This window comes from Variovorax sp. 10L421 (assembly GCF_056395365.1).
In genome coordinates this window covers 1-22,004 of sequence record NZ_JBFTJJ010000022.1, presented here as the reverse complement: position 1 = coordinate 22,004, position 22,004 = coordinate 1, and the positions used below count along the sequence as shown (strand labels likewise).

Annotated in this window: 19 protein-coding genes; 7 read left to right on the top strand and 12 right to left on the bottom strand. The window is 60.8% G+C overall.

From position 1 onward, the window contains the following. The first annotated feature begins 92 nt into the window (after nucleotides 1-92). The 4 genes from AC1DFC_RS23075 to AC1DFC_RS23060 all read left to right on the top strand — a co-directional run bounded on the left by AC1DFC_RS23075 (nucleotide 93) and on the right by AC1DFC_RS23060 (nucleotide 6,522). Nucleotides 93-1,019: a 3-hydroxyacyl-CoA dehydrogenase family protein gene (locus tag AC1DFC_RS23075; protein ID WP_478180059.1), complete on the top strand. Its 927-nt coding sequence runs from the start codon at nucleotides 93-95 to the stop codon at nucleotides 1,017-1,019. A gap of 823 nt (nucleotides 1,020-1,842) precedes the next feature. Beyond that, complete coding sequence (locus AC1DFC_RS23070; protein WP_478180058.1) at nucleotides 1,843-2,973, top strand: substrate-binding domain-containing protein; 1,131 nt, start codon at nucleotides 1,843-1,845, stop codon at nucleotides 2,971-2,973. A gap of 25 nt (nucleotides 2,974-2,998) precedes the next feature. Beyond that, a complete protein-coding gene (locus AC1DFC_RS23065; protein WP_478080800.1) occupies nucleotides 2,999-5,506 on the top strand; it encodes an ATP-binding cassette domain-containing protein in 2,508 nt (835 codons plus the stop codon). 20 nt (nucleotides 5,507-5,526) lie between these two features. After that, nucleotides 5,527-6,522, top strand: coding sequence for an ABC transporter permease (locus tag AC1DFC_RS23060; protein ID WP_478080801.1), 996 nt, complete (start codon nucleotides 5,527-5,529; stop codon nucleotides 6,520-6,522). Nucleotides 6,523-7,049: 527 nt separating this feature from the next. Here AC1DFC_RS23060 and AC1DFC_RS23055 read toward each other — a convergent pair. Beyond that, entirely contained in the window at nucleotides 7,050-7,973 is a 924-nt protein-coding gene (locus tag AC1DFC_RS23055; RefSeq protein WP_478083495.1) for a helix-turn-helix domain-containing protein, read from the bottom strand. A 164-nt stretch (nucleotides 7,974-8,137) separates the two neighbouring features. On the opposite strand from AC1DFC_RS23055, the gene AC1DFC_RS23050 reads away from it, so the two are divergent. After that, entirely contained in the window at nucleotides 8,138-9,781 is a 1,644-nt protein-coding gene (locus tag AC1DFC_RS23050) for a sigma-54 interaction domain-containing protein (RefSeq protein WP_478079916.1), read from the top strand. 38 nt (nucleotides 9,782-9,819) lie between these two features. Here AC1DFC_RS23050 and AC1DFC_RS23045 read toward each other — a convergent pair whose 3' ends face one another. From AC1DFC_RS23045 to AC1DFC_RS23005, 9 genes are read right to left on the bottom strand one after another with little or no spacing between them, the layout of a single operon-like run. Continuing rightward, the gene (locus AC1DFC_RS23045; RefSeq protein WP_478079915.1) at nucleotides 9,820-10,710 is read right to left on the bottom strand and encodes an MBL fold metallo-hydrolase; all 891 of its coding nucleotides are present in this window, start codon (nucleotides 10,708-10,710) and stop codon (nucleotides 9,820-9,822) included. A gap of 21 nt (nucleotides 10,711-10,731) precedes the next feature. Beyond that, entirely contained in the window at nucleotides 10,732-11,535 is an 804-nt protein-coding gene (locus AC1DFC_RS23040) for a sulfite exporter TauE/SafE family protein (protein ID WP_478083496.1), read from the bottom strand. A gap of 54 nt (nucleotides 11,536-11,589) precedes the next feature. After that, complete coding sequence (gene cynS, locus AC1DFC_RS23035; protein WP_478079913.1) at nucleotides 11,590-12,033, bottom strand: cyanase; 444 nt, start codon at nucleotides 12,031-12,033, stop codon at nucleotides 11,590-11,592. 36 nt (nucleotides 12,034-12,069) lie between these two features. Beyond that, on the bottom strand, nucleotides 12,070-12,996 hold the full coding sequence (locus tag AC1DFC_RS23030) for an ABC transporter ATP-binding protein (protein WP_478079912.1): 927 nt from the start codon (nucleotides 12,994-12,996) through the stop codon (nucleotides 12,070-12,072). After that, nucleotides 12,986-13,858: a nitrate ABC transporter permease gene (ntrB, locus tag AC1DFC_RS23025; RefSeq protein WP_436046136.1), complete on the bottom strand. Its 873-nt coding sequence runs from the start codon at nucleotides 13,856-13,858 to the stop codon at nucleotides 12,986-12,988. Before ntrB ends, AC1DFC_RS23030 begins: the two co-directional genes overlap by 11 nt. Then, complete coding sequence (locus AC1DFC_RS23020) at nucleotides 13,855-15,258, bottom strand: CmpA/NrtA family ABC transporter substrate-binding protein (RefSeq protein WP_478079911.1); 1,404 nt, start codon at nucleotides 15,256-15,258, stop codon at nucleotides 13,855-13,857. The genes ntrB and AC1DFC_RS23020 overlap by 4 nt, the downstream gene beginning before the upstream one ends. A 53-nt stretch (nucleotides 15,259-15,311) precedes the next feature. Continuing rightward, entirely contained in the window at nucleotides 15,312-16,565 is a 1,254-nt protein-coding gene (locus AC1DFC_RS23015) for an FAD-dependent oxidoreductase (RefSeq protein WP_478079910.1), read from the bottom strand. Beyond that, on the bottom strand, nucleotides 16,562-17,710 hold the full coding sequence (locus tag AC1DFC_RS23010; protein WP_478079909.1) for an acyl-CoA dehydrogenase family protein: 1,149 nt from the start codon (nucleotides 17,708-17,710) through the stop codon (nucleotides 16,562-16,564). Before AC1DFC_RS23010 ends, AC1DFC_RS23015 begins: the two co-directional genes overlap by 4 nt. A gap of 20 nt (nucleotides 17,711-17,730) precedes the next feature. Beyond that, a complete protein-coding gene (locus AC1DFC_RS23005; protein ID WP_478083498.1) occupies nucleotides 17,731-18,300 on the bottom strand; it encodes an OsmC family protein in 570 nt (189 codons plus the stop codon). 228 nt (nucleotides 18,301-18,528) lie between these two features. On the opposite strand from AC1DFC_RS23005, the gene AC1DFC_RS23000 reads away from it, so the two are divergent. Beyond that, a complete protein-coding gene (locus tag AC1DFC_RS23000) occupies nucleotides 18,529-18,693 on the top strand; it encodes a hypothetical protein (protein ID WP_478079907.1) in 165 nt (54 codons plus the stop codon). Between the two features lie 280 nt (nucleotides 18,694-18,973). Next, nucleotides 18,974-19,384 carry a YbaN family protein gene (locus AC1DFC_RS22995; protein ID WP_478079906.1) on the top strand — a complete coding sequence of 137 codons (411 nt, stop codon included), beginning with the start codon at nucleotides 18,974-18,976 and terminating at the stop codon, nucleotides 19,382-19,384. Nucleotides 19,385-19,591: 207 nt separating this feature from the next. Here AC1DFC_RS22995 and AC1DFC_RS22990 read toward each other — a convergent pair whose 3' ends face one another. Then, on the bottom strand, nucleotides 19,592-20,941 hold the full coding sequence (locus AC1DFC_RS22990) for an amidohydrolase (RefSeq protein WP_478083500.1): 1,350 nt from the start codon (nucleotides 20,939-20,941) through the stop codon (nucleotides 19,592-19,594). A gap of 293 nt (nucleotides 20,942-21,234) precedes the next feature. Next, a complete protein-coding gene (locus tag AC1DFC_RS22985; RefSeq protein WP_478180057.1) occupies nucleotides 21,235-21,873 on the bottom strand; it encodes a LysR substrate-binding domain-containing protein in 639 nt (212 codons plus the stop codon). Nucleotides 21,874-22,004: the final 131 nt, after the last annotated feature.

Genomic DNA, 22,004 nt, shown 5'->3' with positions numbered 1-22,004 from the left:
GCAGGTCGCGCTTCTAGGCCTCGTGGGCATGAGGCGCCGCACGCGTTGGAGCGTGCATCAGATTCCTGAAATTCAATGTTTATGGAGCGGAGATGAATTCGTTGAACACAGTTGGCGTCGTCGGCGGCGGTTTGATGGGGAGCGGCATTGYCGCCAAGTTGGCAGCGGGGGGGCGGAGGGTTGTCGTCCACGATAGCAATGCCAGCGTGAGAGCAGGCGTAACGCAGAGATGCACTCATGTTTTCGAGGAGCTTGGACGGGCAGGGATGTTGGATGCGGTCAGCAAAGAGGCTGCGATGGGCCGGATCAGCGTTGCATCCACTCTTGATGAACTGTCGGCGACGGATTTTGTGATCGAAGCAGTTGTCGAAGAACTGTCGGTCAAGGTTGATATTTTCTCTGACCTTGAGGCGATTCTGAGACCGGAAGTGGTTATAGCCAGTACGACAAGTGGAATCCCGTTGGACAGGCTGACGGAGCAGTTGGCGAGGCCGGAAAATTTCCTGGTCGCGCATTTTTGGAATCCACCGCACATCATCCGAATGGTAGAGGTTGTCCCAGGTATTTTCACCAGCTCGGCATCCGTGCAATCTTGCTTGCAACTGCTCCGTTCGAGCGACTGTGACCCCGTTGTTTTGAAGAAGTCCGTTCCAGGATTCATCGGGAATCGAATTCAGTTTGCTGTGCTGAGAGAAGCCCTCCACATGCTCGATACTGGCGTAGCTGATGCGGAGACAATCGATTACGTCATCACTCAGACGGTTGGACGTCGGTATCGATGGTCCGGGCCGCTTCAAAGCGCAGATGTGGGCGGCCTAAAAACTTTCATGTCCGTAAGCTCCCAGCTTTGGCCAGAACTTTGCGCTGATGAAGAGCCTCTTGCCGGCCTTCAACGCCTTGTTGATTCTGGCGATTTCGGATATGCGAGCGGCAAAGGGATTTTCACTTGGGACGACGAACGCCGCCAGCGGCTTGAGCAAACGCGGCTTCGCATGCTGCAAGACATCATCAAAAACTAGGGGCAAGGAGCGAAGGGCGCACTGAACCGTGAACGTGACGACCTCACCAAAACTATTGAACCAGTCTCGGACCAAAGGCCTGGCACCGATCAACGGACCAATGGTGCCGCAGCTTCGAGGCCTGCACTGAGATCAGCCTGCCGCTACGCGAGGAAGGCCGAGATCCCCGGTTCATAGCATCCGTCAGCATCGACGTTCTGCGCGTCCGGTCGCGCAATGCTCGGGGCGGTAGTGGCGCGTCGTTGTTCGTCTTGCGCGATCGCACGGCGGGTCCTACCGACGCTGCGTTGCGCAGGGACGTGCTTGTTCAGTTGCGCATCCGTGAAGCCACGGCACCGTTGTTGCATGGACGTCTCATGCAGCCTTCGGCAGCTGCATCTGCAAACTAAGCCCCATCGAATACTCGGCCCGTCTGCGGGCCGCCTAAGGGCGGCGGATTGTGCCCCGCCATCAAACAGTCGATCACTAACGATCATCGTTTCCGGAATAACGAGAACTTCGCAATGCCGGCCGACTGTTGTGTGCGGGACGTAGGGCGTGCGCACCGAGCGCTCTGATGGCTTCAGGTTGGTGTTTCTGCGGCCACGGCGGCTGGCAGCGCGGTCGCCGCAGCGCTGGCATCCCTGGGCAGCTTGGTTGAGAAACGGGTTCTGTCATTTCTGAGCCAACGATCTGGCCGCGCGAAGCCAACGGCAATTCCATCCTGCGGATACCTTTGCAGTACTCACAAACGAGGGTTCGACGGATCGAACGGGTATGCGGGCCATGGCGATGACGCTGACGGCTCGCTAGTGTTCAACATCGGGACGCGATTCTTCGTCATATGAATCGCGCCTTCAGAAAGACTTTGATGATCTCTTATTCTGGAATCTCAAGAACCGGGCGCAGGGCGGCACTTTACGCCGCGTTGGTGACCTCAACCCTTCTGGTCGCCTCGAATCCAGCATCAGCCCAAATCGGCAACCTGGCCAAGCAGAGCGATATCACGCCGCTTTGTGGATCGAAGCCTGCCGTGGTTGCCCTTCTGGACGGGTTCGGCGGTGCCGCCTGGTTCAAAACGACCGCGCAAGAGTTCAGAGATGAACTCTCGAAGTGCAAGAACGTCACGAAGGTCGTGTACTTGAATGCCAACGGCAGCCAGCAGAAGTACAACAGCGACTTTAACTCGTTGGTTTCGCAGAAGGTCGACGTGATCGTCTCGTTCACCCATTTCGGCGATGCCTCGTTGCCCGTGATGCGCAACGCGACGAAAGCTGGTGTGACTGTCGTGCCGTTCTTTGCAAAGATCAGCGGCTCGCCCGGAAGGGACTACGTCGATGTCGTCTACCAGGACCCGATTCCAAACGGTCTCATGTGGGCCGACTTTCTGGCAAAGACAGTGAAAACGGGCAACGTAATCTTCTTGGGCGGCCCCCCGGGCGCGACCTCTTCGCAGCGCTTCATGGATGCCTTCAAAGACGGCGTCAAGAAGCACCCTGGCCTTAAGTTGGTCGAGGAAAACTATGTCGTGACCAACTGGAATCCTGCCGATGCCCAGAAAGCAATCACGGCGCTGATTGCGAAGCACGGAAAGATCGACGGGATCGGCTCCGATTACGGCTTGACAACGAATGCGGCAATCAAGGCTTTTGAGCAAGCCGGCCTCCCTATCCCCGCGCAGGCAACGCTTGCTAGCAGCAACGAGCTCAACTGCAAGTACCTCGAGTACAAAAAGGCTGGCAAGGCGTGGCCGTACTTCTCGCTTGATGGCACCACGACCTTGATCCGCGCTGCCGCAAGGCGCGCAATGGCAGCGCACTCGGGCACGCCATACACGGAACCGCTTGGCTGGAGTCCCTATCCCTACGTCGACAGCACAACCAACACGGACCCGCGTTGCGACATGTCCTTCCCTCCTGATGCAGACCTGTCTGGCAGGCTGACGAATGCTGCTCTGACTGAGCTGTTCAAATAGCTCGGCTTCAGGAAGGAACACCGCAATGGCTCCGAGCAATACTGCCCAGCCCGTACTTTCAGCGCTCGACGTTGGCAAGTCTTACGGCGCCGTGCGGGCGTTAAATGGCGTGACGCTGATTGTGCAGCCGGGCGAAGTTCATGGCCTGATAGGGCAGAACGGGGCCGGTAAATCGACCCTCATGGGCATCGCATCCGGCGCGGTCATACCGGATGCGGGACAGGTTCTCATTGCCGGTGAGTCGACCATCGGTGACCCGCATCGCGCGCGTCAGCTCGGGCTTGCCATGGTGAGACAGGAGCCGGCATTGATGCCTGACTTGTCCGTTGCGGAAAACCTGTATCTCGGCGTCACCGCCGAGTTTCGGCCACCTGTCAGCGATCTACAGGTATGGGCAGCTGGCTTGTTGAAGCGCTGGAGAAGTGCGTCAGGCATCGAGCCTGGCGCGCGGGTGAATACACTGACTTCCGAGCAGCGCTTCATAGTCGACATCGTCCGCGCCCTTGCCTGCTGTCCGCGCGTCCTTGTTCTGGACGAGCCGACTGAACATCTGCAGGCGAAGGATGTCGAGCGTCTGTTCGAGTGCATCGCGGAAGTGACGGCGGGCGGTACCGGGGTCATCTACATCTCACACCGGATTCGAGAGGTCCGACAGATTGCGGACCGCGTGACCGTGCTGCGCGACGGCCGAGGGCAGGGAACCTATCAAGTCGACGGCTTGAGTGAACAGATGATCATCGAGCTTATCGTCGGAGCTTCGATCAACGCCGAGTTTCCTGCCAAATGCACACAGCGAGTTGGTGCGCCCATCCTGGAAGTGGCCGACTATCGCGGCGTTGGAGTCGACAACGTGTCGATGAGCTTGTTCCCTGGTGAGATCCTTGGGTTGGCTGGGGTGGACGGCAACGGTCAACGAGAGTTTCTCAGGTCGCTTGCCGGACTGAATCCTGGCGAGGGGCACGTATGGGTCAATGGTCAGTCGAAAACGCTTCGGCATCCGGACCATGCAACCGAAGCAGGGATGCAGTTCATCTCGAACGACCGGCATGCCGAGAGCGTCTTCGAGGACCTTCCAATCACTGCCAACTTCAGCCTTCGAAGTCTGGCGAAAGACGTCCGACGCGGTATTGTCAACTCGCGGGGTGAAGGCGTTCGTGCCCGGGAAACTCTGTCAGCGCTCTCCGTCAAGCTTGGCTCCCTCGACGATCCAATCAGGTCGCTGTCGGGTGGCAACCAGCAAAAGGTCGTCATCGGCGGCGCCTTGGCTGCCGAGCCGGCGGTGCTTCTTGTTGACGAGCCGACGCAGGGTGTCGACGTCGGCTCGCGGCTAGAGATCTATCGAATTCTCAGAAAGACTGCGGCCGAGGGCCGGGCGGCCATCGTCGTGTCTTCGGATGCGGCCGAGCTTGCCGGGCTTTGCGACCGCGTCCTCGTGTTCTCTCGTGGCTCCGTGGCTGCGGAGCTTGCCGGCGAGAAGGTCAGCGAGAATGGAATCATCTCGGCCATCCTCACTGCAACGAACGTCCGTCAAGGACTACACGCCAAGGCGAGCCGCTCGAAGACAGGCCCCGCAAGACTCGCCGAGATGCTGTCCACGGACTGGGCACCCCTTGTGATGATTGCAATTGTGGTGACCCTGTTGGGAATCTTCACGGCGGCATCCAACGAGAACTACCTGAGCGGCCGCAATTTCAGCGGAATGCTCGCGCTGATATCGACCTTGGCGCTGGTTGCATGCGCGCAGCAGGCGCTGATGCTGGTAGGTGGAATCGACCTTTCCGTGGGGCCATTGATGGGCGTCATTGTGGTGAGCCAGTCCTTTTTGCTGTCAGGTCCATTGTCTGGCTTCGGCGTCGTGGGTAGCGTGGTGGCCGTCATTGCCATCGCCATGTTGGTCGGAGCATTCAACTGGGTGCTTGTAGAGCCGATCGGCCTTCATCCGATGGTCGCGACGCTAGCGACGTTCATGGCGTTGCAAGGCGTCTCGCTCGTGCTCAGACCCACGTCAGACGGATTGATCAATGACGTGGTGATGGACGCCATCAACCTGAACTTCGGTTTTGTGCCGCTGACATTTGTGATCGTAGTCGCGCTGGCCTTGTGCATGGACTTCGGCCTCTTCAGGCGATATCTTGGGATCTCTCTTCGCGCCATGGGGTCGAACTCCGATTCGGCTCGGCTCGCTGGTATTTCCCCAGCCAAGACACGGCTAATCGCCTATCTCTTGTGCTCCATGCTGGCGGGATTGGCGTCGATCCCCCTGCTCGGTCAGGTAGGCGTCGGCGATCCCCGTGCCGGCATCGACTACACCCTCATGAGTATCGCCGCCGTGGTGATTGGTGGAGGCAGCCTCTTCGGAGCACGTGGCTCGTTTGTGGGCTCCGTTCTAGGAGCGGTCCTGATCGCGCAGGTGAATGTCGCGACCACCTTCCTCGGGCTCAGCGAGGCTTGGCAGTCCTATCTGCTGGGCGCCATGATCATCGCAGCCGTCGCGGTCCATTCCAAAAGCCGTCAGCTCGTGCTTGCCGGTTGATCGACCAGATGCTTACGAACATGAACTCGCACGTCGACGTCAAGAAGCTCCCGTCCCGGATGATCAAACTGCCGCCATTGGCGGTTGGTGAATTCGGATTCGTCTGGATTGCGATTGCCCTGCTGGTGCTGCTATCGGCGTGGTTAGCGCCCGATACCTTGCGCTTGGGCGCGCTGACCGCCATGGCCCCGTTCGCGAGCTTTCTCGCAGTCGTGGCGGTGGGCCAAATGCTCGTCATTCGCCAGCGTGGCCTGGATATGTCAGCGGGCAGCTTGATGACGATCGCCGGGTTGGTGCTGGCCATCCTTGCAAATCGTACCGGAATGATCCTTCTTCCTATCGTTGCCACCGTCGCCATCACGGCGCTCTTCGGGACGGTGAGCGGAATTTTGGTAGCACGCGTCAACATCAGCCCGATCGTCGCCACCCTTGCTGTCGACGCGTTGCTGCTCGGAGGGGTGAGGGCGATCTCGGGAGGAACGGCAATGACCTTGCCGAAAGGCTTTCAGGATCTGACGCACACGCACATCCTGGGACTGCCGTCCAGCCTCGTATTCGCACTCGCCAGTATCGGCTTTGTTGCAGTACTGGTGAACAAGACGTTGACGGGACGACGTTTTGTCGCCGTCGGCACGAGTCCAAGGGCGGCTGCCGCGTCGGGGTTGCGTGTACTTCGTTACCAGGTCGGCGCGTATGCGGCGGCTAGCGTGTGCTTTGGGCTGGCCGGCATGATGCTCGCAGGTTTCGTGGGATCGGCGTCGCAGACCGCGGGCGCCGACTACCTGCTCCCTGGCATCGTCGCCGTGATCGTGGGCGGAACGCAGTTCAGCGGCGGCAGAGGGAGCATCGTGGCAACCGCTCTCGCCGCGCTGTTCATGGCCCAACTGCAGCAGCTGGTTCTCGCCCTTGGCGCAAGCCCGGCGGTTCAATTGCTCGTGCAGGCCGTGGCGATCATCGTAGCGGTCGGACTCAGAGCGCTTCCGCGGTTGAAACAGCGTCTTCAGTCCAAAACCTAGATGCATCCCCTGGAGCATGGATCGATTTCCGGTGGCTCGGGTGTAAGTTGAGACGCGGACTCGCGCTCCACCTGCTCGCCCGCATCGACCGCTACTGCCTGGCGTATCACTATGTGCTCGCATCGCAAACTGATCGGCTTCATCGCGCTGAAACCGTCGGCCAGGGCTTGGCCCGTGGCCATCACCCCTGCGTCTTCGCCGCTCGTTCCGTGGGCGTTGGCCCGTCCAGCCGAGCCTATGAGCAAGGTTCTTTCCGAACTTGCGTCCAAGAATCTGCCAATGGCCTTGCGCCTGCGCAGTTGTGGGTACCATGTTGTGCCATCGCGTTCATGAGCAGCGGAAGCGCGGGTGAAGCTATCAAGCCGCCCCACAGCAACGAAACGCCTGTCAGAATTCGTGGCCTACCTCCATTCGCCGAGACACGGCGATGTCGAAGTCTTACTCCATCAGGTGTCCTTTTGGCGCGACGGCCGATTCGAAGACGATCGGCGTGCGCGGCGGCGAACTTATGGGTGGAGCAGATAGATTCAGCCCTTCGATGTGGATCCGCGATGGAAAGGTCTTTGTCGACGGCGAAACTCCATGGATGTGCATTCGGCCTCGCGTTTGAAGAACTTGACGAAGTTGGACAGATCGCTGAAGCCAATACGTTCGGCAATGTCCGAGACAGACAGTTCCGTGTGCGCCAACAGCCGCTTGGCCTCCAGAACGACCCGCGCCGAGATGAAGGCCTTGGGATTCATGCCCGCGGAGTCCATCGTGGCGCGGGCAAGGCTTTTCTCGGAGCATCCCATGCGCTCGGCGTACCGGGACGCATGATGCCAAGCGGCGAAGTGCTTCTCCACGAGCGACTCGAACTCCTTGAAACGTTGCGATGCAGGACTCCGGGCTGCAACACGTGCCTCGTTCTGTGCATGGATGATGCGAATCCTAGTCAGCAATGCGCAGAGCTGGTAACGCAGCAGTGCGTGCATGTCCACTGCCGCTGCGCCCATTCGCGTGTCGTCGTGCATCTGCGCGATCGCGCGGGTGACCATGGCCGCTTCAGTGTCGGCCGGCACCAGATGGGTTGGCAGTCCGTCCAGATCGGAAACGCCGGTTTGACTGACCTCGATCAGGGACGAAGGCAACAGAAACTCGGGCCGAAACAGGACCATCCATCCGTCCCAATCTTCCTCGGGTCCGAAGCTGTGGGCCATGCCCTGTCGCACCAACACCAACGAGCCTGGCGCACAGGGGACTGACTCGAAGTCCAACAGTTGCGTGCAAACGCCACGGGTAACGCAGAGCAGTGTCAGGAATGCATACCGATGCGTTGAACCCAGGATCTCAGTACCCACCCGCCGCCGCAGGTCGGACACGCGGAAGATTTCCAGATCGAGTGGATAGTCTCCGTCCGGCTGATAGTCCAGGCGCTGGATTTCGAGGACGCGCCGTTGTTCCTTTGTCATCGCTTGCTTCCGCCAGCCGAGCCTGCTCGGCTCAGTGTCCAATATTGACAACCATTGGACCATTCTCGACGGCCCGATCCTGCGGTCGTCCCCACGATCGCGATCTTCAAGAATAATGCGGAGTTCAATGTATTGGCTCATCACCTGAGCAGGATCGAGCAGTCATGTCCAGACCCGTGCGCCGAGCGCTCGCCGCCGCAGCCCCGAGAACCGAGCCAAGCTGGCGAGAACAGGAACACCTGCTTCTCGGTGAGGTGATGCGCCTTGTAGGCAAGAGCTTGGCCCCCGACGTCGTGTTTCGGGAAATGCTCCACCTCATGTCCGAGCTTCTAGGTCTGAATCGGGGACGGGTTGTGCTCCTGGACTCCTTCGAAAAAGGAAGCGAGCGCTCGTCGCCATTCGAAGAGGCTTCCATCCACTTTGCCTACGGCCTGACGAAGGCCGAGATGTCCCGTGGCCGGTATGTGGTCGGAGAGGGCATCACGGGGGCGGTCCTGTCCACCGGCCAGACGAGCATCGTGCAAAGCATTGATGCCGATCCCCGGTTCCTCAATCGTGCCGTCGAACGCTCGCGGCTGCCTCAGGAGACGGTCGCGTTCATTGCAGTCCCCATCGAGCTGGGCAAGACAACCATCGGCGTCCTCGCGGCACACCGCATCCGGCGCAGGAATCGAGCGCTCAGCGAGGATGTAGCCGTTCTCCGTCTCCTGGCAACGCTGTCGGGTCAGCTTCTGCAATTGCGCCAACTGGTTCAGGCGCAGACGAGAGAGCTCGAATCCAGGAATGCCTTGCTGAGCCAGGCGCTTGAGTCGGCGACCGCTCGCTACGGCATCATCGGGCGTTCGCCTGCGCTGCTGCGCGCGCTGGCAGAACTCGAACGGGTGTCGCACGCTTCAGCCAGCGTTCTCCTTCTCGGTGAGTCAGGCACGGGCAAGGAGCTGTTTGCACGAGCGCTCCACCTCGCCAGTGCGCGACATGACGGACCGTTCATCAAGGTCAATTGCGCTGCCATTCCTGAGACGCTGTTTGAATCGGAACTTTTTGGCCATGAAAAAGGCGCGTTCACCGGGGCGTCGACCTCACGTGCCGGGTGGTTCGAGCAAGCCAATCATGGAACGATCTTCCTCGACGAGATCGGCGAGATGCCGCTCGCCATGCAGGCAAAGCTGTTGAGGACGCTCCAGGAGGGAACCATCATCCGCCTGGGCGCCAAGCGAGAGATGCCCATCAATGTGCGTGTGGTTGCGGCCACCAACCGGGAGCTTGCCGTCGAAGTGGCAAGTGGGAATTTTCGGCAAGACCTGTTCTATCGCCTCAATGTCATTCCGATCAGCCTGCCGTCGCTCGCGCAGCGCCGCGAGGACATCCGGCCGCTGGCGCTGCATTTCCTGAACAAGACCAACCAGCAGAACCAGCGCAATGTCCACTTCTCGCCGCAGGCTCTCGATGCGCTGGAGGAACAACTGTGGCCTGGGAACATCCGTGAACTCTCCAACGTCATCGAGCGTACGGTTCTGCTCACCGATCAAGCGATCGTCTCTCGCAAGGAGATCGAGACTTGGCTTCCCGAAACCAGCACCAGCGCGTCCATCGCCCGCAAGCATGACGCCCATTCTGTCAACTCAGGCTCGTCGGGAGCGCCCTTGGTGAGGGAGTATCGGCCGTACGGGTCTCACGACGCCGAGGACCTGCGCAACGCGATGCGGCTTCACGGTGGAAATCAGTCTCGTGCTGCGCAGTCCCTAGGCCTGACTCCCAGACAGTTCGGCTACCGATGGCACAGGCTTGCTGCACAAGAGAGCACCTAGTCGAAGTCGTAACGACGAAATGCATGTGCCATGCACGCCTACAGTCCGTTAATGGGGATCTTGAGGTAGCGCACACCGTTGGCTTCCATCGGAGGTAGCTGGCCACCACGGATGTTCACCTGGATCGCCGGCAGGATCAGCGCGGGCATACCCAGTGTTGCATCACGGCGCTGGCGCAACTCCACGAACTGATCCTCGCTGACACCGTCGCGCAGGTGAATGTTTGTATGGCGCTGCTCTCCGACCGTTGTCTCGGCGCGTGGTTCACGACCTTCAGGCGGATAGTCATGACACATGAAGAGTCGCGTCGCCGTTGGCAGGGCCAGAATCCTCCGTGCCGAGTGGTACAGGGCGCGGGCGCTCCCGCCTGGAAAATCGCACCGGGCGCTCCCGACATCCGGCATGAACAGTGTGTCGCCCACGAAAGCAATCAGCGGCATGCCGTCTTCGGCTTCGATCACGTAGGCCACGTCCGCCGGGGTATGGCCCGGCACATGCATGGCCCGAACCTGAATAGGGCCCATACAGAACACCTCGTCGGGTTCGAACAGCCGCCCGAACTGAGAACCGTCGAGTCGGAGCTCCGACGGCAGGTGGAAGACTTCTTGAAAGGTGCTCTGCACAGCAAGAATGCCAGAGCCGATCGCAATAACACCCCCCAGGCGCGCTTGGAGATAGGGTGCGGCCGAGAGGTGGTCTGCGTGGGCATGCGTCTCGAGGATCCACTCGACATGGAGGTCATGGGCTCGCACGAACTCGATGACGGTATCGGCCGACTGCGTTCCAGTCCTGCTGCCCTTGGGCTCGAAGTTGAGCACCGAGTCGAGGATGGCGCATGCGCCGCCATCCTCGACGTACAGAACGTAGGTGAATGTGCAGGTGTCCGCATCGAAGAACGCGTGTACGAGCGGTCGAGGAGATTTGATCATTGGACCCACCACTCTCGCGCTTCAGACGGACCAGGTTCGGTACAAGAGAAAAAGCGCGACCGCGATTGAGAGAACGGCAAAGCCGGTCTGAAGGACCAGGCCCGGCAACTTCGGCAATACCCTACGGCCCACGAACATGCCGGCCATTGCGGCAGCGATGAACACGAAACCTGTGGGCGCCACCTGGGCTCCCATGCGCAATGCGCTGGCAGCCGCACCCATTGATACCAGCGCAATCACGAGCAAAGAGGTCGCCACGATGCCGTGCATTCGAAGGTCGGTCCACTGCTTGAAAGCTGGCACGATCAGGAAGCCGCCGCCGACACCCAGCATGCCGGTCAGCAGTCCGGACAACGAGCCGATGCAGGCCAATGTGGCCGCGCAACGCGCGGTCCACTTCAGCCGCCCGGTCGAGGGATTCAACATGCAGTTCTTCTCGGCGGCGGAAATTGCATCGGCTGGCGTGTTTCCAATGCCGCGCCGCAGCAACAGCCTTCCGGAGGTAATGAACATCGCCGCCGCAAACAGCGTCATGAGCACGGTCGGGGAAAGCGCCCGGGCGACCCTTGCGCCAAGCGGCGCGAGCGCGACGCCAATGCCCGCCATCAGCAACGCTGCGCGCCACCGCACCAGATTCTTGCGCAGTCCGTCGATGGCTCCCAATCCGGCAGAAAATCCAACTGCCAACAAGGCTACCGGGGCGGCAGCATGCGGTTGCCAACCCATACCCAACACGAGAGCAGGAACGGCAAGAATGCCGCCACCGGCGCCTGTCATGCCAAGCACCAGGCCGACGCACAGCCCGTAGAGCATGGCGATGGTCACTCTTGCGTCCGCGCCTGGGTAGGCCGGTTCTTGTCGAGGCTGCAGTCCATTTGCTCAGTACTGCTTGTAGGGAAGGAATTTGCCGCTCATCACGATGCGGACGCGATCACCCGCAGGGTCTGCCTCCCGTTGGAGGTCCATCTTGAAATCGATCGCGCTCATGATGCCGTCACCGAATTCCTCGTGGATGAGCGCCTTGAAAGTCGTGCCGTAGACGTTGACCATTTCGTAGAAGCGATAAATCAGCGGGTCGGTCGGCACCGCGGTAGGCAGCGATCCCTTGTACGGCGTGACCATCAGCCACTTCGCTTCCTCGTCAGACAGGCCGAAGATCTCTGCAAGCGTGCCAGCCTGTTCCTTGCTCAGCGTCATCTGACCGAGGCACGCGGACGTGACCCATTCCTTGCTGAGTCCCACTTTGGCTGCGATTTCCGACCACTTCAGGCCCTTGGAAACCTTGGCAGAGATGATCTTTTCAGTAACGTCGATGCGGTTCATGAGTATTCCTTCAATGACAGGTGATGGTTTGAATGATCAGACGACGCGCTGCAGCACAGGTTTGACAGCGATCGGTTCTTCGAGCCCCGGCTCGGCGAGGTCGGTAACTTGAAGCCCAGGAGTCACGAATGGCGGCTTCAGCGGAGCGCGCCCGCCGGAGAGGTCCTTGGACCTTGTCACCAGAAAGTCGACCAGGTGATTGCGGATGCGGTAGTACTGCGCATCGTGATGCAGCGTCGCGCGCTGGCGGTCCGCAGGCATCGTGTTCACCACAATCTCCGCTACACGCGCCTGTGGGCCGTTGCTCATCAGCAGGATCTTGTCGGCCAGCAGGATGGCCTCGTCGACGTCGTGCGTGATCATGAAGACGGTCTGACGGGTTTCGCGGCAGATTCGCAGCAGCTCGTCCTGGATCGTTCCGCGGGTGAGCGCATCCAGCGCACCGAATGGCTCGTCCAGCAGCAGCATCTTCGGCTGGATGGCAAATGCGCGGGCGATGCCCACGCGCTGTTTCATGCCGCCCGAAAGCGCGGAAGGCTTCTTGTCGATCGCCTGATCCAGGCCGACCAGCGCCACGTACTTCTGCACGTGCTCGTCGACCTGCCTGGCGCTCCATTGCGGCCACTTGCTGCGCACCGCAAAGGCGATGTTCTTCCTGACTGTCAGCCATGGCATCAGTGCGTGCCCCTGGAAGACGACGCCCCGGTCGAGGCTGGGCCCGGCAATCTCGCGGCCACTCATGATGGCCACGCCAGCCGTGGCCGCCTCGAGGCCGGCAAGGACATTCAGGATGGTGGTCTTGCCGCAACCGGAGTGGCCGATGATGCAGGCGAACTCGCCCTTGGCCAGTTCGAAGTTGACGCTGTCGAAGACGGGCTCCGCACCAGGAACGTAGGTCTTCGCCAGGTTCTCGATCTTCAGAAAGCCGCTTGCTGGCTCACCGCTCCTGTATTCATTCGGCATACGTCACCGCCTTCTGCGCCTTGGCAAAGACAAGATCCAGCGCCATGCCCACCAGTCCGATGGCCAGGATGGCGAAGATCACGTTGGTGAGCGAGAGGTTGTTCCACTCGTTCCACACGAAGTAGCCGATGCCGGTTCCTCCGACCAGCATTTCTGCCGCCACGATCACCAGCCAGGCAATGCCCATGCTGATGCGCATGCCGGTCAGGATGGTGGGAGCGGCGGCGGGCAGGATGACCTCGATCGCCTTGCGCATCGGCGTGACTTGAAGCGTCCTGGAAACATTCAGCCACTCGCGCCGCACGCCGGCCACGCCGAAGGCGGTGTTGGTCAGCATCGGCCAGACGGAGCAGATGAAGATGACGAAGATGCCGGAGATCGACGAGTCCTTGATGGTGTAGAGCGCGATGGGCATCCACGCGAGCGGCGAGATCGGCTTGAGCAACTGGATGAACGGATCGAGCGCACGGTAGGCCAGCGGACTCATGCCGATCAGAAAGCCCAGGGGAATGGCGAAGAGCGCTGCCAGACTGAATCCGAGCCCGACGCGCGCGAGCGAGTAAGAGATCTGAAGTCCGATGCCCTTGTCATTGGGGCCGTTGTCGTAGAACGGGTCTGACAGATGTCCGACGATCGTGGAGCCCATCTGCGCGGGAGTGGGGAATGCCGACTTCGAAGGCGCACCGCCGCCCGCCTGCGGATCCTTGCCCATGAGCTTCGCGTACTCGCTCTGCTCGGCTGTGAGCGTCGGCGCTGCGGTCTTGGTGGGCAGCGTGGCGGTGTACCAGATGACGAGAATGAACGCGAGGAAGAAGGCAGAGAGAAGCGCCGCCTTCGCGCGAAGTGTCTTGGGCTCGTTCATGCCGGCGTCTTCCTGATGGAGAAACTGTCGGCATAGGCTTGCGCCTTGTTCGGATCGAAGGTCTTGCCCATGATTTCGTACTTGGGATAGGCGCTGCCGTCCGACGCCTGTTGACCGATTTCTCGCATGGCCCGCTTGGCATCGGTCAGCAGGAACACTTTCTCCGCGATCTGCTTGTAGTCGACATCTCCTTTGATGTAGCCCCAGCGCTTCATCTGCGTCAGCATCCAGACGGCCATGCCTTGCCAGGGCATGGGGTCGAAGTCCACGCGGGCAGGCACGTTGACGATGTTGCCCAGGCCGTCGGCGTACCTTCCGGTCAGCACCTGGGTCAATACGGCTTCCGGCTGGTGGAGATAGGCCTGCGGTGCAATCACCTTGGCGATGAGCTCCCGGTTCCTAGGATCGCGGGCCATGGCGGCGGCGGTCAGCACGGCGCGGTACAGCGCCGCGAAGGTGTTGGGGTTCTTCTGGATGAACTCCGTCGACGTGCCGAAGGCGCAGCAGGGATGGCCGTTCCAGATGTCTCGTGTCAGCAGATGGATGAATCCCACTTCTTCCACGACAGCCCGCTGGTTAAAGGGATCCGGGCCGAGAAACCCGTCGATGTTTCCGGCCCGCAGATTGGCGACCATCTCCGCAGGCGGAACGACGCGCAGTTGAACGTCGCGCTCAGGGTCTAGGCCGGCTTCGGCCAGGTAGTAGCGAAGCAGAAAGTTGTGCATCGAATGCTCGAATGGGATGGCGAACTTGAAGCCTTTCCAATTCTTGGGATCGCGATTGGACTTGTGCTTAAGCGCGAGAGTGATGGCTTGTCCATTGATGTTCTGGATCGTCGCCACGTTCATCGGCTGCGGGTTCGAGCCCAGTCCCATGGTGATCGCCAATGGCATCGGCGACAGGAAGTGCGACGCGTCGTACTCGCGGTTCATCATCTTGTCGCGCACCAGTGCCCAGCCCGCCGTCTTCACGACCTGGACGTCCAGCCCCTGCTTGCTGTAGAAGCCCAGCGGCTCGGCCATGATGAGTGGCGTAGCGCAGGTGATGGGAATGAAGCCGATCTTGAGATTTTTCTTCTCGATGGTGCCCTTGTCCTGGGCCATCGCCTGGAGGCTCGCGACCGGGAGCACGCTGGAGATCGCGGCCATGGCGGTTCCCTTGCCGACGGCGCGCAGGAAGCGGCGGCGCACGGCATCTTGCGGGAAGACGGCCTTGACCAGGCTCGCCTCGATGAAGTCGTTGGAGTAGTCCTCGAACGCGGCGGTCTCGCTGCGCCGGATCAGCTCCCTGGTGGCGGATGCGGCGCTTGCGGCTTCATGTGCCGCTGCGGAAGCATGTCGGCCGCATGCGCAGCTCATCATGAGCGGCGCATCGGCATCGTAAGGGTCGAAGTAGCGCATGGGGGCTTTCTGAGGTTGGCGATGAGTAAGTGCGTGGGCGGCCTGTGGCTGCGTCAGACCGTGAACCTGCGAGATCCTGTCTTGACGCGTACCAGCGGGCGAACGTGCGTGTAGGTCGGTGGTGCACAGCCTGTCAAATGGGCGGCGATGACCTGCGCCTGCCGCGCAATCGGCTCGATGAAACGCGTCGCTTGGCCGTCGATGCTGATGCAGTCGCCGAGCGCATAGATGTTCGGCACGCTGGTTCGCAGGGCATCGGCACTGACCGAGATGCCGTTGTTCCAGGCCAGGCCGGCGCTCTGTGCCAGGCGACCGGGCGTCTGCAGCCCGGTGGCGGCCAGGACGTGATCCCCGTTCAGAACGAGGGCGCTGTCAGTCTTCACGGTCATGCCGAAGTCTGTCTTCTTCACCTGCTTGACCCGCGTGTTGCCCATGAACTCGATTGCGAGTGGTGCCCAGGCGTCGAGCAGGTCTTGGGACGACTGCGCAGGCAACAGGCCGGCCAGTGGCCGGTCGGCCACGTCGAGCAAGACGACCGCGTGGCCCGCCAGAGCCAGGTCATTGGCCAGTTCGCAACCCACCAGGCCTGCCCCCACAACGACGATTCGCCGCGCATCTCCCGACGCATCCACGGCTTGGCGGAACTTGGCGTAGCACCGCAGGTCGTTGATGGCCCAGCACAGATCGGCCGGCAATGCGGGGTCCGGGCGCGGAGCTGCGCCGTGGGCGAGCACCAGGCTCTTGTATCTGACGGTGCCCCTGGTCGTGCGCAAAGCATTCGTTCCTGCGCAAACGCTGATGGCGTGCGTTTCGGACATCAGGCGTACGTTCAGACGATCGGCTGCTTGACGACCTGCTTCCTTGACCAAGGCCGCAAGGCTGATGGCCCTTGCCAATGCGACAGACAGGATCGGCTTGTCGTAGACGTCGCCGCTGCAGTTCGTCACAAGGGTGATGGGCACGTTGACATCGCGCTCGCGCAGAACGCGTGCCATCTGCCATCCGGCGGCTCCCGCGCCCACGATGACGACGCCCGGTTCAGCGCGGCGGCTGTGCCCGGTGTGGCTGGGCGAGCCCGCTTGCGCCACTCTGGCCTGCGGCACGTAGATCTCGAAGTCAGCCTTGCCCACGCCGCACAGGGGGCAGGACCAGTCGTCCGGAATATCCTCGAAGCGTGTGCCCGGCACCAGGCCGCTGTCCGGATCGCCGGTCGCCTCGTCATAGATCAATCCGCACGCCCGGCAGATGTACTGGCGAAAAACGGCCGCCGCGTCGGCCCCGCGCACGGCGAGGGCAGGGGCGCTCATGACGGCGTCACCGGGCTGCTCAGCCGGGCCATTTCTCGACGCAGGTGCTTGATCGCCGGCGTGACGATGGCCACGAAGTGGGACTCGCGAACCCTGCGCTGTACCGCAGACGACAGCAGATAGCCGCGCGCACCTTGGTGCATGAGGGCGGACTGGGCCGACCGCAGCGCGAGCTCGGAGGCGTGTGCGCGCACGTCCAGCACATCGAGCAGGGCAGGCTGACCGCCCTCGCTGGCGATGCGGGCCAGCGCGAACGTGCGATCGGCCAGGGCATCGAGTTCGGCCTGCAGTGCGGCAGGACGATCCTCCAGGAACTCGTTCACATGGGCGAGCTGCTGCTCGACATCCCACATCGAGTCGATCGCACCTTGCGAGACGCCCAGGCCCATGCCCACCTGAAGAAGAATGAACTCGGCACGGATCCGATCGAGGAACGGGCGCACCGGGTCGGCCATCATCCGATCGCTGCCGACGAAGAAGTTCGTGAAACGCACGCCCCAGGTTCCTGTGCCTTCCATGCCCGCAAAGGATGGGCATTCGCGCAACTCGATCGCCGGGTCGTCGCACGGCACCATGAACATGATCTCGTGGGATGCTTCGCCGCTGGCGACGACTGTGGCTGCGCCGCCGAAATAGTGGTTCTTGCCCAGGTTGCTCACCCACGGCAAGGTGCCGTTGACCACATGGCCGCCTTCGACCCTTTCAGCCTTGAGAAGCATTTGCTCGATGCCGGTCATGGCCTTCATCGGGTTGCTTAGCGCCGTGCCGCCGAGCGTGTCACCGCGAACATGCCGCTCGAAGCGTTCACCCCGGAAGACTGGATTGCCGCACTTCTCCATGTAGAGCGTGCAGGCCGATTGGCACCACACCATGAAACCTGTGGCCCCGCACACGCGTGACACCTCGGTGATGGCCTGGATCGCCGCCACGAAATCGGGCTGGCCGTCCAGGGACGTCTGGGCCCGGTAGGCACCTGCCTTGCCCAATTCGCGCAGGACGCTTGCGGGATAGGTGCCGATGCGGTCGATTTCGTCGACCATCGCTGCAAGCGATCCGCTCGCCACCGCCCGAACGGCATCGAGCATTTGCGCGCGGGCAGGCTCGGCATCGGTGGCCGCTGCCGCCGTCTGAAGTACTGCTGACATGGTAGGCCGGTCCCGACCGCTCAGGCGAGCGCGATGTCGAAGGGGATGGGGTTGCGCATCGTGTTGGCAACCGGCGAATTCATGTTTGCGTGCTTGACGATGTCGTCCAGAACTTCGCGCGGTGCGTCGCCTTCGACGAGCACCTTCACCCGAATCTGCTGAAAGCCCATTTCCAAAGGCTGCTTCTGTGCTCCGCCCGCGCCCCAGGCCGCGGGATTGCCGATATCGCCTTCGAGGAAGATCTCGAGTCTGGTGAGCTTGACGTTGCGGTGCGTTGCAACGGCGGTGATGCCCACACACAGGCAACCGCCCAGGCCGGACAGCACAATCTCGCCAGGGGCAGGCGCCGTGTCCTGGCCGAACAGATGCGGTGGCTCGTCCACGACCACCGGCGTGTGGTCACCGACGTAGCTCAGTGTACGGAACTTGCCATCGACGATGGTGTGAACCTTGTTGGTACCGCGGGAGGTGGGGTTGTTGCGCCCCTTTTCTGCGAAGGCAAGCAGGCCTTCGCGATCGATGGGACGCAGGTAGGTCTTGAGGGTGGACTGGCTGGTTTCGGCTGCGCGTGCAGGGGACGTGATGGTCATGGGTGGCTCCAGTGAATGGTGCTTTCCCAAGCGCAAGAGCCATGCCACAGGCCTCATCGTTCTCGAGCGCGTCTAACTCGTTGTTTTCTTTGAGGATTTTCTCGTTCGCATGTCTGGCGCCAACGACTCGACAGGAGAGGCTCTACAAATTGTCCGACCGAATGTCGACAATTTGTCGAACCGCGGATCGGCCGACATTGGACGAAGTGCGAGATCAAGAACAGCGCCGTGCTCATCCACGACGATGTGGCCAGCACGATGGGCAATGTGCTGTTCACCGGTCCTGACGGCAAGATCACCACAGTCGACAAGACCTGGACTTTCGTGAAGGACGATGCGGGCAAGCTGCGCATCGTCGTGCACCACTCGTCGCTGCCTTACGCCAGCCGCTAAGCGACTGGTTTCAGTCTCGGCAGGCTCCGGTTTGATTCGGCATCCATACCCAAACATCTTTCTTGGATCGTTCGCGCAGCGTGATCAAGTCGGGGCGTCAGAGGGCGGTACTGTTGCAGCCGCTGGAAGTGTTCCGCGTATTCGCATGGACTGAGCTGACTCCCTTGTCGACATCGAGTTGCGTTAAAGTGAGTGCTCGACCAGCACGGTCGAGCACAGTGTCGGCATTCCGACCCCATGCATGTGCTAGCGCGCATGCCTCGCAAACAGTATTCCCACGATGACAAGCCCCACCTCGATCCTCACGCCCTCGTGGCAACGCCCTATCTATATGGCCTTGGGGTGCGTCAGCCTCGCCATCGGAATCGTCGCGCTCGTCGTGCCCTTGATTCCGGGCATCGTTTTCCTCGCGCTTGCCGCTGCTTGCTTTTCACGCTCGTCACCCGCGATGGACAGGTGGCTGACGACGCACCCGCGATTCGGCAAGCTGATCACCAACTGGCAGACTTCTGGGGCAATTTCACGTTCTACGAAGTGGGTCATCACCGCCAGCATGGTGGCAAGTTTCTCTCTCATATTTCTGGAAACACAGTCGCGCGGCATCCAGGTTACTGTGGCGATCGTCATGCTTGCCGTGCTCGTCTACGTCTGGCGACGACCGGAGCAGCCGAGCATGCCCACAGCGGTCTAGACATGATGGTCGCCGCCCAGTAGACAGGCGACCGGTCTCCAACATCGTAGGTTGCATCCAAGGACGCAGAGCTACACGCTGCGACTTACGTCGTCAGCAACAAGGAGACCGACCATGCAAGAGCGAAGATTCACGTGGGTTTGGATGTCCGCAAGGACAGTATCAGCATGGCGGCGCCCGATATACGAGGCTGGCCCGGCGATTTCGCTATTTGCGCGCGACGGACAAAGCGTTCAACACCGAAATGGTCATTGCCCCCACTGAGGTCTTTATCGAGGTTTCTGCGACCGGTGCGAAATAGGGGGAGTGATTCGCTACCACTCCTCTGCCATCGGACTTCGCAGAAACGATTGCCCGTGGGTCAAGGCCACCTATGAAGAAAAACATTGCCGGAATGCCGGCTTCTGTGAACGCCGAGAAGTCTTCGCTCGCACCAATCGCCGGGACTTGCACAACCATTTCACCAAATGCTTTCCGAAGCTCCGCTATGGTGCCATTCACCAGTTCCTCGCTGTTGATAACGGAGCCCGTTGCTGCGCCGAACTCGATCGTCGGTTCTGGCGCAGCCGCCATGGCCGCTGCCGCCAGCGCCGTGCGACGTACGCCTGCTATGAGCTTTTCGCGAACTGCCGGCTGGTATGAACGTATGGTTCCACGCACAAGAACTCGATCCGGAATGATGTTTCCCGCACTTCCGCCCTGGAAGGCTCCTACCGTTACGACACCGAACTCCGTCGGCTCCTTCTCTCGGCTCACCACAGTTTGGACGTCCTGCACAAACCGCGAACCGATCACGATGGGATCAATAGTTCGCTGAGGTGCCGAACCGTGCCCACCTATACCTTTGAACACGATCTCAAAGCTGTCGGAGCTGGAAGTAATTGGACCGGCACGAAAGCCGATTTGACCGGCAGGAGAACCCGATACGTGCAGGGCAAACGCGAAGTCAGGACGGGGAAAACGTTTCAGCAACCCATCGTCAATCATTGCTTTGGCGCCAGTCCCGAGCTCCTCGGCCGGTTGCGCGACGAACAGCAATGTGCCTTTCCATCGATCCTTTAACGAAGCCAGAATTCGTGCTGTTCCGACCCAGCTTGCCATGTGCACGTCATGGCCACATGTATGAGCGACAAAGGTCTGGCGGCCGTTCCATTCGACCTGGACCTTGCTGGCGTATGGCAGGCCGGTCTTTTCTTCCATGGGAAGTGCGTCCAACTCGGTCCGCACCATCACCGTTGGACCGGGACCATTCTTGTAGACCGCAACCACACCCGTGCCACCAACCTTCTCGGTTACATCGAAGCCCGCACGGCGCATTTCGTCAGCGAGTTTCGACGCGGTTCGAAACTCCTTGAAGCCCAACTCAGGATGCGCGTGAAGGTCCTTGTAGAGCGACTCAAGCGAAGGATACTCGCGGTCGAGGGGGGCCGTGACGCCGATCCCAGGTCCAGGAGCCTGGGCAAACAAAGAGGTCGAGACTCCCAGGCAGCAGATTGCAACTCCGAGGCGAAGCGATCGCTGTATCCAATGAAAGTTCTTCGCAAGTTGACGTGGCATGTCCGCTGATCCTGAGGATTTGACAAATGAGAGGGGCGCAGTTGAAAGTTGCCTGCGACACGGACAAGCGCCATACCGCTTCGGTCAGTCTTGTCCGCACAGGTCAACCTGCGCATAGTCCTTAGAAACGTTCGTGGCGTCTATTGAGCATGCTTAATATGTGCTAGCGGAGAATCGAATAGTGACCTGCGTCAGTCGACACCCAACACGGCATTGTTGGCGTGCAGGCGCGTGTCACCGCGGATTCGATTCATCGTCACCGTCATGGCCTGCAATGCGCACGCAGCCGGCAATCACTCCTCTAGGAACAAGTCGGCGACGGTGGAGCGGAGCCATTGGTTGGCCGGGTCCTGCTGATAGCGCTCGTGCCAGTGCTGCTTGATCGAGAACGACGGAAATTTGAACGGCGGGGGCAGTGCCTTCACTTTCGCGATACGCACAAGCATTTGAGCGACGCGCTCTGGAACGGTCGCTACCAGATCGGTATTCGCCAGCAGGTTACCCACGCCGGGCAATGTCGGCAGAGTCAACGCCACCTTGCGTGCGACGCGTCGGCGCGTGAGGGCCTGTTCGACCAGTTCATGGCCCGTGCCGGGTGCAGTGATGACCACGTGCTTCTCGCGTTTGAAGAGGTGCTCGGTCAAGCGCTGATTGATGCGTGGATGATCTCGCCGGACGACGCACGCAAATGTCTGGTCAAACAATTTCTGCTGGTAGAAACCGGCCTCCAGTTCAGGCATGAATCCCACCGCCAGGTCGGCATCTCCCGCTTCCAGCAGCCTAGGTGTTTCGGAGGTGATGCGAAGCACTTCGACACGAACGTCGGGTGCGAGCTTGTCTACCTTGTTGATCAGTGAAGGCAGAAATTCAAGGTGGCTGATGTCCGTCATCGCGATATGAAAAAGCCGCGAAGATGAAGATGGATGGAACACCACCCGCTGCTGCGTTGCGGCTCGAAGTTGCCCAGCGTCAACTACTTTGAGCGGCCAGCGTCAATTATCTTGAGCGGTGCAGTCGAGCAAGATCATTGAGTAGTTGTCGTTGCGCTGCGTTGCCGGCGAGC